Source organism: Achromobacter sp. 1L-A-4-B-C2 (genome assembly GCF_057291955.1).
Genome location: NZ_JBXAWP010000006.1, coordinates 422,263 through 436,383, shown reverse-complemented (window position 1 = coordinate 436,383; position 14,121 = coordinate 422,263). Strand labels below are relative to the sequence as shown.

Sequence of the window (14,121 nt, the reverse complement as noted above, 5' to 3'; positions counted from 1 at the left end):
CACCAACCCATCCCCGCGGCATTGTCTTGCCGGGGTTGGCGAGCCCTGTTGCCAGGACACGGTGTGCCGGGTTCTGGCAGTCATCAAGGCTTCGGCGGCATATCGCGCCCGCGGCGTATCCGCAAACCCCATGGTTCACCGCGTCGCCTTTTCAGCCGCCATATTCATCTTCACAAAAGGAATACGCATGAAGCGCAGTATCGTGACATCCCTTGCCGCCTCTGGCTTGCTGCTCGCCGCATTCGCTCCGGGCGCCAGTTTCGCCGCCGGCGGTACCGTCAACTTTTTTGGCACGATCAGCGACGTGACGTGCGACGTTGAAGGCAGCGCGGGCGGCGCCAATGGCGTCACCGACGTGCCTTCGTTCGGCACGGTCAATCCCGCGGACGTCGTGAATGGGTCCGCGCCCGAACGCGACTTTCAGATCAAGGTGCACGGCTCTGTCGACTGCACGGATGACACCAAGGTGCGGCTGCAATTTCATGCCAACCACCCGAACGTCGACAAGGTGACGGGCAACCTGAAGCTGGTGGGCGCAGACCCTGCTGCCGGCGTGCAGATCCAGATCCGCAACAACCGCAGCGAAGCCCCCGCCAACACCACGCCGATCCGGCTGGGCATCACCGACGCCAACCCGCAAGTGGCCGAGGTCAAGAACAATCAGGCCATCCTGTACTACTCGGCCAAATACGTCCCGCAGGATCCCTCCGCCACTTCGGTCGGCATGGGTGGTGGCGATTCCTTCGTGACCTACACGCTGCGCTACAACTAAGTTCGGCGACCGCAATGAAAACGATCATCGGGGCGCTTGCCCGCCATGCGTTCACGCGCGTGCTATCGCTCGCTTTGGTCCTGTGCGTCTGGGCGTTTCCCGCCCAGGCCGCATTGGTCTTGCAAGGCACGCGCCTGGTCATCAAGTCCGACGCGCGCGATGCCATCATGATTGTTCGCAACAATGGGGCAAGCCCCGTGCTGGCGCAAAACTGGATCGACGACGGCAAGGAAGGCGTGCTGCCCACCGATTTGCGCCTGCCGTTCGTGTTGACGCCGCCGATCATGCGAATCGAACCCAACAGCGCGGCCAATATCCGCATCAGCTACACCAAGGAACCGCTGCCGTCCGACCGCGAGACCCTGTTTTATCTGAACGTCGTGGAAACGCCACCGCGTGATCCAGCCACCGTCAACGTGCTGCAATTTTCGTTTCATACCCGCATCAAGATTTTCTTTCGGCCCGCCACGCTGCCCGACGAGGCCGCGACGGCGCCCGACAAGCTGACCTGGAAGCTGGTGGGCGGCGCGGGCGGAAAGCGCCAGCTTGAAGTCACCAACCCCACGCCGTTTCATGTGTCGTTTGCGCGTGTCGGGCTGGTGTCGGGCGGCAAAACGATAGCCGTGGATAACGGCATGGTTGCGCCGTTTGGGCAAACGAACTTTGCGCTTTCCTCGAATGCGGCTGGCCTGCAAAGCGCGAAATCCACCGTCCAGTACGAAGCCATCAACGACTTTGGCGCACGGCGCGAAATCAACAAACGCTTGCTGGACTGAGCGCTTTACCTGGCCCTTGTCGCGGGAGTTTCTCCGGTTTGATCAACGTTCGACTTGCGCGACCTTCGGTTCGCCATCCTGTTTTCACGCCTGTCGGGGCGCGGCGACGCATGCGTCCCTGGCGGCGCACCGGCCGCTGTTTGCTTGCGGCCGCCTGCGCGGTCACGGCCAGCAGCGCGGCGGCGCAAGACGAAGTCGCAATTTTCGACCCCTACATGCTGATGCAGGAAGTGGGCGGCGCCACGATCGACACGCGCCGCTTTCAGCGGGTGAACTTTGCCGATCCCGGCATGCATCGCCTGGACTTGTATTTCAACGGGCAATGGCGCGGCGTCGACGACATCGAATTTCGCAATGTGCCGGGACAAGACAGCGCCGCGCCCTGTTACGACGCATTGATGCTGGAGCGTGGCGGGCTGGACCTGGGCAAGGTGTCGCGCGCGGATGGCGTCGAGCCGCTGCCCGAGGTGCTTGCCTGCGACGACCTGGGTCGGTATGTGCCCGGCGCAAAGATACGGGTCGATATGGCGCAGCTGGCCCTGTACGTGACGTATCCCGAGTACCTCCAACGGCTGGCGGCGTCCAACCGCTACGTGGACCCGTCGCAGTGGGACAGCGGCATCACCGCCGCACGGCTGAACTACAACACCAACGTCTTCAGCACCGAAAGCAATGGCCGCCGCACGACGCGTGGCTACGCCGGTATCAATGCCGGGCTGAATCTGGGCGCGGTGCGGTTGCGGCACAGCGGCTCGGCGTCCTGGTCGCAGGCCAGCGGCGCGCGCTATCAAGCCAATTCCTATTTTCTGCAAACCGATATCCCGACCTGGAAGTCGCAGTTGCTGGTGGGCGAAAGCTCAACCAGCGGTGAACTGTTCGACGCGGTGTCGTTCCGGGGCGTGCAGCTGGGCAGCGACGACCGCATGCTGCCCGAGACGATGCGCTATTACGCGCCCATCGTGCGCGGCACGGCCAACAGCAACGCGAAAGTGTCCGTGTACCAACGTGGCTTCCTTATTTACGAGACCACCGTGGCCCCCGGCCCCTTTGCCATCGAAGACGTGCGTGCCGCCAGCTACGGTGGCGATCTGGACGTGCGCGTGACGGAAGCCGATGGCAGCTTGCGCAGCTTTGTGGTGCCGTTTGCCACCATCGTGCAGCTGTTGCGCCCGGGTGTGACGCAATACAGCGTAACGGCGGGCCGCGCGGCCGACCCCGGCTTGCGCAGCAGCTCCCGCTACGTGTTGCAGGGCACGCTGAAGCGCGGAGTGGGCGACTCGGTGACCGGCTACGGCGGGCTGGCGTTTACCGACCACTATGGCTCGGCGTTGCTGGGCGCCGCGATGAGCACGGCGATAGGCGCTTTTGCGTTTGATGTGACGGGCGCGCGTGCGAAGTTGCCCTCGCGGGAATCGCGCGCCGGGGCCAGCTACCGGCTGACCTATAGCCGCGACCTGCCCAACAGCGGCACCAACTTTTCATTATTGGCCTACCGCTATTCGACCAGCGGTTACCTGGGCTTGCGCGACGCCGTGGCGCTGGGCAACCTGCCGCAAAACACGCGCTACCAGAACGATGGCCGCATGCGCAGCCGCTTCGACCTGAACGTCAGCCAAAGCCTGGGCGGCAGCCTGGGCAGCCTGTATGCGTCGGCGTCCACGGCTAACTATTGGAAGCAGGCCGGCAACGACATGAACTTCTCCGTGGGCTACAACAACGACTGGAAGGATGTGTCGTATTCCATTGCGCTGCAACGCGTTCACGGCGCCAGCTCGGACTATTGGGGCGGCGGCAGCGTCAAAAGCACGCAGATGACGCTTAACGTGGCCATTCCGCTTGGCCGGGCGACGTCATCGCGTGCAACGCGCGTCAGCGCCGTCTACACCGCCGACAGCCGCGAGGGTGCGCGCGTATCCTCCAGCGTCAGCGGCGCGCTGGATGATGCCGGCGCGGGCTCGTATTCCTTATCGGCGTCGCACAACGGCCGCACTAACGCCAATTCGGCGGACGCGGGCCTGGGCTACAACTTTCCGCAAGCCGCGGTGTCGGCCAGCGTGGGGCAAGGGCGCGGATATCGCCAGGCGTCGTTGAACGCCATGGGCGCCATGGTCTTGCACAGTGACGGCCTGACGTTGGCACAGACCCTGGGCGAAACGGTGGCGCTGGTGCAGGCCAAGGACGCGCAGGGTATGCGGGTGGGATACGGCTTGAACCGCGTGGATGCGGCTGGCTACGCCGTGGTGGGCAGCCTGAGCCCGTACCGCTTGAACGCCGTGGACGTGGACCCGGCGGACCTGCCCGCCGACATCGAACTCAAGGCAAGCTCGCTGAACATCGCGCCACGAGCCGGGGCGATCATCAAGCTGGTCTACCCGACGTTGCGCGCTCGCCAGGTGCTTATTGTGGGCAAGCTGGAAGATGGGTCGCCGTTGCCTTTCGGCGCCGAAGTCATCGACCCGGACACGGGCGTGGCGGTGGGCGCGGTGGGGCAGGGAAGCCGCATCGTCATGCGCGCGGAAAAAGACCGTGGCACGGTACGCGTCGAATGGGGAGAGGGCGACGGCGAACGTTGTTTTGTTGAGTACGCATTGCCTGACCGCGCGTTGCGGGGCGACAGCGCTTACGACATCCTGGAAAGGGATTGCGTGCAGGCGCCGCAATCCGATCCGCCCTCCACCCCACCTCAAGGCGGCGTCGGACCGCTGACGCTCCGATGAGCCGGCAGCGCGCATGGGGCCGCTGGCGATTAGCGCTGGTGCTTGCCCTGACGGCTGCCTGGTGCGTGTCGTGCCCTGGGGGTGCGCGGGCCGATCTGGTCGTGACCGGCACGCGCTTCATCTACCCGGCCACGCAACAGTCACTGACCTTGCGCACCGCCAATACCGGCCAGCATCCCATCCTGGTGCAAAGCTGGCTGGACACCGGCGACTTCACCTCGGATCCAAGCTTGCAAACCGTGCCGTTCCTATTGACGCCGCCGGTGTACCGACTGGACCCGGGGCAACGCGCGAGCCTGTTGCTGCGGCACACGGGAGAACGCCTGCCGTCGGATCGCGAATCTGTTTTCTGGATCAATTTCCTGGAAGTCCCAGCGCGGGATCGCACGCAAAACAACCTGCTTCAGCTGTCGTATCGGCTACGCATGAAAGTGCTGTATCGGCCCGACGGCCTGCCGGGATCCGCCTACGACGCTATCGGACAGGTGTTGTGGACGTATCACGCGGCGGACCACGAAATCGAGGCAGTCAACGCGGCGCCGTATGCGGTGTCGCTGGCGCGGCTGGAGCTGGACACCCAGGAAAGACCCGGCACGTTCATCACACTGATGGGGCTGACCGTTGCCCCGCTGTCCCGCACGCGCTTCCCGTTGCCCCAGGGGGCGACGCCCCGGGCAGGCAAGGACGCACTGCGTTACCAGGCCGCTAACGACGACGGCGACATCATTGAAGGCCGGCTGGCGCTGGGCCTTCGGTAAGGCAAAACCAACACCCATGCCAACCGGGGGGCTTTCGCCGGGCGGCAGGGCAGGGCAAGGAGATCGAGATGCAGCATGAACGATGGCGCCGCCCGCGGCGTTGGACAGGATGGGGTGCCGCAATGGCGATAGCGGCGGTGCTGGCGACAAGCGCACAGCCGCGATGGGCGTGGGGCGCCGACGCGGTGATCGCGGCAGCGGACTGCAAGAACGACGTGATCTTCGGCCAAGGGTGGCGGCAGGTTGAGCCGTTGACGACGCAGTCGCAAATTCACCAGGTGCTGTACGAAAGAGTGGCGCCGCTGGCAATCACGTTTTTGGTGGCAAGGCTGCCTGGCATGACCGAGCCGCACAAACTGTTCACCACCGGGATGTGGCGCAATCCGACGTACCTGGCTGAGGGCATTGTCGCCACCAACGTGGCCGGCATAGGCATGAGGATCATCTATCGCGACACCGTCATCGCGTTGGATCGCGTCTCGTTGGTTATAGACGCGGCGGACCTCAACGTTGGCGTCGCCGGGCTGGGGGGGATGCAATACATGCCGTTTGTCCAGCAGTTGGTGTTGATGGCAAGGCCGGAAGATCTGCCTCGCGACTTGAAGGTAACGGGGGTAGCGCCCCATACCGCGTTGGTCCTGGAGATATTCACGAACCGCGTTGGTGCTACCGTGCCGGGCCAGGTCGGCATCGTCCCGCCTACGTGGCAACCGCCACCCCAGACGATTCCTCCCGGGCTGAAGCTGTGCGCCATGAAGGCCGTGTATCAGGGCAGCCAGATTCTGGAGATCGGAGCGGGGGGGACGGTACCCGGCATCGATATCAAGCACCAGTGCGACGCCGGCGCGCATCAGGACATCAGGGTCGACATGCCGCCCGCCTTTGTCGCGGACTTCCCCGTTGAGGGCGCGACCGCCGCGCCGAAACCCTTCAACATCCGGCTGAATAAATGCAGCGCGCTGGCGCGGCCACAGGTCAAGTTCCGGGCAAGAAGCGGCCTCGTTCCGGGTACCGATACGGTCCTGGCGCTGCACGGCGCGAACGCCAAGGGCGAGAAGCCGGCCCGGGGCATCGGCATCATCGTGGTGGATGCGCAAGACCGACGTGTGCGGTTTGGGCCCGTCGGCGGCGCCTATGGCCCTGACTATGCAATGACGCTGATGGACGGTAGCGCGCAACTGTCGTTGGCCGCCCGCTACATCCGCACGGCGCGTGACCGCGACGACGTGCAAGGAGGCGTGGCCAATGCCGCTGCGGAATTCACGTTCGAATTTCCCTAGGTACCGCATCAGTCCGCGAAGCCGACGCATCGCGGTCGCAAGAAAAGGTGGCGCAGTCCTGTCGGATGGCGCCACCTTCGTCATCGCACCATCGCGGCCTACCAGACCGTACCGGTGTTGCGGCCCACCAAGGCGCCGCGCGTTTGCAGCAACCACTGGCCCCACCAGTAATTCACGCTATTGCGCGCATGCGACTGATGGACCAGCCCTTCGTTCACACCGACCAGGCCGCCCATCGTGACGTGCAGGCCGCCGCTGATGTCACCGTGCGCGGTGCCGCCCATGATCTCGGCGGTAACCAGATTGCGGCCTGCCAAGCCGCCTATCCGGCTCTTGTATTCTCCGCGTACGGTGCCGTTCGCGACGGCATGTTCAATACTGCCGCGGTTCACGCCGACCAATCCACCCACGTCGCCCCGATCCCGCCCAGAGACGTTGCCCCTGGCTTCGGTATGGGTCAGCTTCCCGTTGTTGTGCCCCACGAGCCCGCCAACGGCGCTGTGATGGCCCCCGCTGGTGTGGCCGTATGCAGTGGCGTTCTCGATCATGCCGCCGTTGTATCCGGCCAGCCCGCCCACGGAAAAAGCCGAGCCGCTTTGCACTTGGACGCGGCCGTAGGCGGCGGACTTGGCGATGATCGCCTGGTTGGCGCCGACCAGGCCACCAAAGTGACCATTGCCGGATTCGCCGCTATGGGTGACCGAGCCACGTGCTTGCACGTTGTAGAGCGCACCGGCCGCGTCGTTATAGCCGGCAAAGCCACCGGCGTGGACGTTGCCCGATACCTGCACGGCGACGTTGGCCACCGAGTCGCTGATGAAGCCCCCGTTGTTGTCGCCGATCATGCCGCCGACGCGTCCGCCCGTGGCACGCAGTGTCGAAGCCGTGACGCTTGATCGGTCGATCGTTCCGCCATTGCTGCGGCCGATCAAACCGCCGACCGCGCCGATACCCGCGCCCAGGTCGGTCATGCGCGATCCCGTGGCATGCACGTTGGTGATGGCGCCGGAATTGGTGCCCACCAGCGCGCCGGCGGCCTTGTCGATCGATCGCGCGCCTTTGGCCGTGGTGACGGATATGTCCGACAGATTCAGGTTGCGGATGTTGCCCGAGGACTGGGCGAACAGGCCCGCGTGGTTGTCGGCGTCGACCTCGAACTTGCTTAGCGTGTGGCCCATGCCCTCGAATTCGCCGGTGAATACGTTGTGGTCATCGCCGATGGTGGCGACTTTGCCGCCCGCCTCAAGGCTCTTGCCCAGCGCATAGCGCCCGGCCAGATCCTTGTTCATGGATTCCCACTGGCTGATATCGTTGATGACGTCATAGCGTCCCTGGCGGGTTTCGTAGGTGGTGCCCTTGCCGCTCAGTTCGATGGTCACGCCGTTGTTCAGGTCGAAGTCTGATCTTGCAATCAAGGCCAGCGCCGCGTTGTCGCCCGCGAGCGTCATGCGGGCATTGATGCGCAGATCGCCGCCCAGCGTCTTGGCGGCCAGGCCCGCGCCGTCTCCGTGGGCGATTATCGGGGCGTTGAACTCTACGTCCCTGGCGGCTTGCAAGGTCAGCGACGTGGCGCCATTCCACTGCACGGGCGCGTTGATCGCGACGTTGCCGTATGGGCTGATCAGCGCGACGTTGGTGGTGGCCAGGTTCTTGTTCAGCACGCTGGCGGACAACGTGGCGCCCGTTTCGGAGTCGTCCCCGGCAACGTTCACGTTGTGCGCTGCTATCGACAGCAGGCCGGTTTGTCCGGGCGCGCCGCGTGTGTCGATGTTGGCGTAAGGGTGGATGGTGGGGGATTTTGCGATGACGGATATCGTGCCGCCCGCCATGGTGTCGCCGCCCGTAGCGGTCAGGCGTCCACCGACCTGGACATGGCCGAAGTTGCCGCCGTCCAGAACGATGGTGCCGGATTTTCCGTCCAGCGAGTTGGCTTCGATCACGCCACGATTGTTGACGACGAGGGCCGACATGGCGTCTTTGGCCGGCCCCTTGAGCAGTACCTGCCCGCCATGCGCGCGCAGCAAGCCGGTAGTTTCTATCAAGGGGTTCAAGGTGGCCCCTTCCACTTGCAGGTCTATCAACGAATTCCCGGCCAAAGACACGGTTATCGTTTTGCCGGATGCCAGCGCGACGCTGCCCCGGTCCGCCTGGATGCTGCCGTAGCTTTTGATATTGTCGGCGACCAGGATGACACTGCCGCCACCATGGGCGGTGATCGAGCCCAAGTGGGTGATGCCGGCGTTGCCTGCACCTGTCAATTGCATTGGGCCTCCACTAAGAAAATCGTCGTGGCTGACAGGCTTGCTCGAGGCAAGCAGGCTTCCTACGTTTACCCGCGACGATTGACCGAACACGATCCCGTTGGGATTGATCAAGAATACGCTGCCGTTGGCGCTGATCTCCCCCCGGATGTCGCTGAAGAAGTCGCTTAGAACCTTGTTCAGCACGACGGATTCTCGGCCGGGCTGGTTGAAAACCACGTGCTTGCCGGAGCCCACGTCAAACCGATGCCAATCGATGATCAGCTTGTCCGTCTTTTGATTGACCCGCATGGTCTTCTTGTCGGCATCCACGGTGATGTCGACAGCGCCAAGCTTGACCACCCCGTCCTTCGGAAAATCCTGAGCATGGACAATGCCAACAACGCCCATCAGCGCCACTGCGACCGCGACCCGCCGCAACGCGCCCGGCGGTTTGCCGCGCCGGCGCGGGTCGTCACCGGCGGCGACCCAGCTGCCGCGTGATTCGCTCCACACCAATGCAAAAGTCTTGTTCATGTTTTCCTCTGGGTAAGTGCGACGCGGCGCGCTTGTGGCGCGCCGCGTAGCGGGTGGGTAAGACTCAGAAGTAGCGGGTGGCCTGCACCCAGAATTGGGGTTGGCGGTCGGTTTTTGCGGCGCCGCTGCCTTGGCGCCAGGGCCACGCGGCGCTGACATTGACCAGGTGCTGGGCACCGCCATGCGCCACGCCCACGCCGAACGCACTTAACGATTGGCGGTTGGGTTCCGCCGTCCATGCACGTTTGTTGACCTGGACGGACCCGGTGTCCACGAACGCCGAGAACTGCAAGCCGGGCAAGGGCAGGTAACGCAGTTCGCCCGTGGCCTGCCAGCCCTGGTCGCCGCTGGCGGCGCCCGGTGCGTAGGCGCGCACGCCATACGGGCCGCCCAGGCTGAATTTCTCGGAGCTGTCCAGGTTCTTGCTGGACCATTGCGAGCGCATGCGCGCAAAGAACTGAACGGGACCCGATATGCGTTGCAGCCGGCTCATTCCAAGGTTGAACACGCCGAAGCCCCCGCCGGCGTGCTTGACGAAGCGATCGTCGCGCCGCTGGGCGTCGTCGCCAAAGCGCAGGTTGCCGCGCGACACCGCCAGACTAAGGCCGTTGCTGGCGCCGCCCCACAGCGTGTCGTTCAGGCTGGCGTTGACGGCGGCGGTCCATAGGCCGATGCGTTGCGCGCGCGACAGATTGAAGTAGTCGTAGTTGTCGCGCAGGCGCTTGTGTTCGTACTGGAGCGTGGCCTGGACGTTGGCGTCGCGGCCGCGCAGCAGGGTTTGCCGCAGGTAGGCGTTGGTGTTCTGCGCCTGGCCGTGCGCCTCTAGCGCGGCGAACTCGCGGCCCAGCTCGTAGCGCATGTTGGAAGCGCCCGCGCCGATGCGGGTGGACCAGGGGCCGACGGGCACCTGGAAATCAAGATGGTAATAGCGCTGCCGACGGTCGCTGGACAACAGGCGCACGTCGAACTGGTCGCCCAGGCCCAAGGGGCTGTTGATGCTGGCGGCCGCGCTCAAGCGATATTCGCCGGTGTAGGCGCCGCCATAGTTGTCGGCGTCGATGCTGCCCGCGATCCACGGGCCGGGCTGCGCGTTGACGATCAGGTCGGTCTCGCCCGTGACGGCGCCCGCGCGCAAGGTGCCGATGGCAACGACACCGGGCAGGTCGTTCAGGCGCAGCAACGCGCTGTCCAGATCCGCGCGTTGCACCGCCGTGCCGGGGGGCAGGGCGTCAAGGATGGGGCTTAACGCGCCATCGCGCGTGCGCGACGCGTTGTTCAGAATGACCTGACCGTACAGCCCTTCCATGACGCGGATGCGCACGACGCCGCCGTCGATCTGCTGCGGGGGCAGGTAGGCCCGCGCCAGCAGGTAGCCGTGCGCGTGGTAGTGCTGGGAGACTCGGGCGGCGGCGGCGCGCAGCCCTTCCAGGCCCTGATGGGTTCCGATCACATCAACCAGCAGCGCCTGCAACGTTGCGTTGTCGTAGACATGGTTGCCTTCCAGCTGGAAGGCATGCACCAACACGGTGGTGACTTTGCCGGATTCGGTGTCTGAGTCGGGCGCGGGCATTGCGCCGCCCGGGCCGCCTGGCAGTTTCAGCGCGGGCGCGGGAGCGGCGGGCGGCGGCGCGGGGATGGTCGATTCCAGATCGCGGAGGGAACGACCGGCGTCGGGGATTTGCGCAAGGGCGGGTCGCCCGCAAAGCCATGCCGCGGACAAAGCGGCAACGATCGCCAAATGGGGAATGGGCAGCATCGAACCACTATACGAATGGCGACGCACTCAATCTTTACGACGAGTCTGAATTCCTGATGTGACGATTACGAATTTCAAGAACTTGCGTCGCCGCGTCGCGCCCTTGGCGGCGTCAGGACGACTTGGCTTCTTTGGCCATGCGTTGGCAAGACGCGCCAAATTCCAATAGGGCATCACCGAGCTGCTCAACAATGGCGTCCAGCGATAAGGCATGGCTGATGGGTGCCGCGCAGGCTTCGCTGAGCACGGAACACAGCCGACTCAGTTGCGCGTCGCCCGTCATTTGTGCCGCGCCCTTGATCCGATGGGCAAGCTGGCGCAATGCGGGTCTGTCATCGCGTGCGTGCAGTTCGCAAAGGCGCAGCATATCGATGTCGTTGGCCTTGACGAACGCGTGCGCCAAGGCGCGGACGCGGGCCGGATCGGCACCGGTCAAGTCCGTGATGGTGCGCACACGGCGTTCATGGCGCCGTTGCGCCGTACTCGAGGCAATGGGCGGACGGCCGCCGTTTGTAGGGGGCGACGCGCCATTTGGGCTTGCGGGTCGCGCAGGGTCTTCGTTGTTGTTTTTGTTCATGGGCTTGCTGACTGGGCCTGTTTCACCGCGCATCAGACGACGATAATCTCGAAACCTGGCCCGGCGTGATGGGGATACGTCCGACTCATGCGCCGGAACGTTGCGCATCGGATACTTTCGTAGTATTCCTATTCTCTTATTGGCTGTACGGCAGCACTATATCGGTCTATCGATATAGTGGCTTCACACGGCGTACACCCATGCAAATCTGCCGATGAAAAAAAGAACTTGCTTGCGTCGGGCGCTATTCCCGCGTGCAAGGCTATATGTTGCCCGGGGGCTCCCGATGTGGAAGAGGGAAATGCAGCAATGTCATCACGATACATTCGCGTGATCGTCGCCGACGACCACCCCGCCGTGGCGCTGGGGGTCAGCTATGAATTGGGGCTGGACCCGGCCATCGATGTCATCGGGTGCGCCGAAAACTCCACCGATCTGGTCGCGCGGCTAGAAACCCAGCATTGCGACGTGGTCGTGTCGGACTACACCATGCCCGGCGGCAAGTACGGCGACGGCCTGGGCCTGATCGCGCTGTTGCGGCGTCGATACCCCGCCCTGCGCGTGGCGGTGCTGACCATGATCGACAACCCCACGCTGATCCGCGCGTTGCTGGCTTACGAAAATCTTTGCGTATTGAGCAAATCAGATTCCACCAGCCACATCATCAACGCCGTGCACGCCATGTACCAGGGCAAGACCTACTATTCGCCGACCATCAAAGAGATGATCGTCAACCAGGCGTTTGTGCTGGGGCGGGCGCGGCTGACCAAGCGCGAAGCCGAGATCGTGCGCCTGTTCTGTGCAGGCGCCACCGTGACTGAAATTTCGCAGATGTCGCATCGCAGCGTGCAGACGGTCAGCTCGCAAAAGCGCAGCGCCATGCGCAAGCTGGGCATCGAACGCGACGCGGATCTGATCCGGTACGGCGCCGACGCCGTTCAAAGCCAACTGGGCGAAGGCGGCTTCCCCGCGCTGCCCCGGCCGGACAAGCCAACCTGGAGCTCGGCCTGAGCTCAGCCCGAAGCCGGAGCAGGCAAGCCGGGCCGAAGCGCGAATTGCCTTCGGCGACGGCTTCAGCCCTGAAGCCGCCTTGCCGTCAGAAGCCGACGGCTTGCCCGTCGCGGCGCGAATCCGACGCCGCGATATAACCGCCTTGGGGCAAGCGGCAAATCAACTGCGCCGAGCCGAATTCCAGGCTGTCCACGGGCGCCACGGCCACATTGTGACCACGGTCGCGCAGCGTCTGCACCACGTCTTGCGGCAGATGCGATTCCACATTCACCACCGGGCCCTTTTCAACACGGAAGCGCGGGGCATCGCTCATTGCCTGCGGGTTCTGTTTGAACGCGGCCAGACGCGTGACCATTTGCAGGTGGCCCTGCGCCTGCATCGATCCGCCCATCACGCCAAACGACATCAACGGTTGACCGCCACGCGTGACAAACGCGGGAATGATCGTGTGCATGGGCTTTTTGCGCGGCGCCACCTGGTTGGCGTGGCCGGGCGTCAGCACGAAGTTCAAGCCCCGATTGTGCAGGCTGATGCCGGTTCCCGGCACGACCACGCCTGAACCGAAGCCGTGATAGTTGGACTGGATGAACGACACCATCGTGCCGTTCGCATCGGCCGTGGTCAGGTAAACGGTGCCGCCGGTGGCGGGCGTGCCGGCGGTGGGTACGCTGGCACGATCCATCGAAATCAGCCGTGCGCGTTCGGCCAGGTAGGCGCGGTCCAGCAGCGCCTTGGCGTCCGTGCGCATGTGGCGCGGGTCGGCCACATGGTGATGCAGGTCGGCGAACGCCAGCTTCATCGCCTCGATGCTGACGTGGTAGTAGTCGGCGCTGTCCACGCCCATGCCTTCCAGGTCGAACTGTTCCAGCATGCCCAGCGCCATCAGCGCGGAAATGCCTTGGCCGTTCGGCGGAATTTCATGCAGTTCGACGTCGCGGAACGATTGCGAAATGGGAGCGACCCATTCCGGACGATGCTCGGCCAGGTCCGTGGCGCTGAGAGCGCCGCCCGTCTGGCTGGCAAAGTCGGTGATCTTGCGGGCGAGTTCGCCCAGATAGAAGCTGTCGCCGCCGCTTTCCGCAATGGCGCGCAGCGTCTTGCCCTGTGCCGGAAAGCGCCACCATTCGCCTGCTTGCGGTGCGCGGCCTTCGGGTAGAAAGGCCTCGGCAAAGCCGGGCTCGTGCGCCAGCTTGGGCGCTTGCGTGGCCCATTGGCGCGCGATGGTCGGCGACACGGGGAAGCCTTCTTCGGCATAGCCGATGGCGGGCTCGAACAGTTGGGCGAAGGGCAGCTTGCCGAAGCGGTCGGACAGCGCCTTCCAGCCGGCCACCTGGCCGGGCACGGTGACGGTGCCCCAGCCGGTGCCGGGCATGGCGTCGCGGCCGTTGAAGAAGTCGGTCGTCCACGCGGCGGGCGCGCAACCGCTGGAATTCAGGCCATGCAGTTGGCCGTCGTGCCAGACCAGCGCGAACATATCGCCGCCGATGCCGTTCATGACGGGTTCGACCACCGTCAGCGCAATCGCGGTGGCAATGGCGCTGTCAACGGCATTGCCACCGGCCAGCAACATGCGTAGCCCCGCCTGCGCAGCCAGCGGCTGGCTGGTCGCGACCGCGTTGGCGGCCAGGACCGGCATTTTTCGGGAAGCGTACGGAAAAGACCAATCGAAGGAGGGGGACATGGATGCTGGAAACTCG

The 14,121-nt window shown here is 64.5% G+C and carries 10 protein-coding genes; 6 read left to right on the top strand and 4 right to left on the bottom strand.

The features are described from left to right. Positions 1-187 precede the first annotated feature (187 nt). From AC0Z35_RS27105 to AC0Z35_RS27085, 5 genes are all read left to right on the top strand, one after another. Positions 188-772, top strand: coding sequence for a fimbrial protein (locus AC0Z35_RS27105; protein ID WP_104144050.1), 585 nt, complete (start codon positions 188-190; stop codon positions 770-772). A gap of 14 nt (positions 773-786) precedes the next feature. Then, the gene (locus AC0Z35_RS27100) at positions 787-1,548 is read left to right on the top strand and encodes a fimbrial biogenesis chaperone (RefSeq protein WP_485133133.1); all 762 of its coding nucleotides are present in this window, start codon (positions 787-789) and stop codon (positions 1,546-1,548) included. 110 nt (positions 1,549-1,658) lie between these two features. Continuing rightward, entirely contained in the window at positions 1,659-4,265 is a 2,607-nt protein-coding gene (locus AC0Z35_RS27095; protein ID WP_485133134.1) for a fimbria/pilus outer membrane usher protein, read from the top strand. A 38-nt stretch (positions 4,266-4,303) separates the two neighbouring features. Then, complete coding sequence (locus AC0Z35_RS27090; RefSeq protein WP_485133135.1) at positions 4,304-5,023, top strand: fimbrial biogenesis chaperone; 720 nt, start codon at positions 4,304-4,306, stop codon at positions 5,021-5,023. Positions 5,024-5,208: 185 nt separating this feature from the next. Beyond that, positions 5,209-6,303 carry a fimbrial protein gene (locus AC0Z35_RS27085; RefSeq protein WP_485133136.1) on the top strand — a complete coding sequence of 365 codons (1,095 nt, stop codon included), beginning with the start codon at positions 5,209-5,211 and terminating at the stop codon, positions 6,301-6,303. Positions 6,304-6,401: 98 nt separating this feature from the next. Here the strand turns inward: AC0Z35_RS27085 and AC0Z35_RS27080 are convergent, their stop codons facing one another. The 3 genes from AC0Z35_RS27080 to AC0Z35_RS27070 form a co-directional block, all read right to left on the bottom strand. Continuing rightward, entirely contained in the window at positions 6,402-9,080 is a 2,679-nt protein-coding gene (locus AC0Z35_RS27080; RefSeq protein ID WP_485133137.1) for a two-partner secretion domain-containing protein, read from the bottom strand. A gap of 64 nt (positions 9,081-9,144) precedes the next feature. After that, the gene (locus AC0Z35_RS27075; protein ID WP_485133138.1) at positions 9,145-10,650 is read right to left on the bottom strand and encodes a ShlB/FhaC/HecB family hemolysin secretion/activation protein; all 1,506 of its coding nucleotides are present in this window, start codon (positions 10,648-10,650) and stop codon (positions 9,145-9,147) included. Between the two features lie 298 nt (positions 10,651-10,948). Then, entirely contained in the window at positions 10,949-11,290 is a 342-nt protein-coding gene (locus AC0Z35_RS27070; protein WP_046806005.1) for an Hpt domain-containing protein, read from the bottom strand. A gap of 432 nt (positions 11,291-11,722) precedes the next feature. Between AC0Z35_RS27070 and AC0Z35_RS27065 the strand changes: the two genes are divergently transcribed. Continuing rightward, positions 11,723-12,424 (top strand): response regulator, encoded by a 702-nt coding sequence (locus tag AC0Z35_RS27065; protein ID WP_046806004.1) that lies wholly within the window; start codon positions 11,723-11,725, stop codon positions 12,422-12,424. Between the two features lie 85 nt (positions 12,425-12,509). Here the strand turns inward: AC0Z35_RS27065 and ggt are convergent, their stop codons facing one another. Further along, on the bottom strand, positions 12,510-14,105 hold the full coding sequence (gene ggt, locus AC0Z35_RS27060; RefSeq protein WP_485133140.1) for a gamma-glutamyltransferase: 1,596 nt from the start codon (positions 14,103-14,105) through the stop codon (positions 12,510-12,512). Between the last annotated feature and the right edge of the window lie 16 nt (positions 14,106-14,121).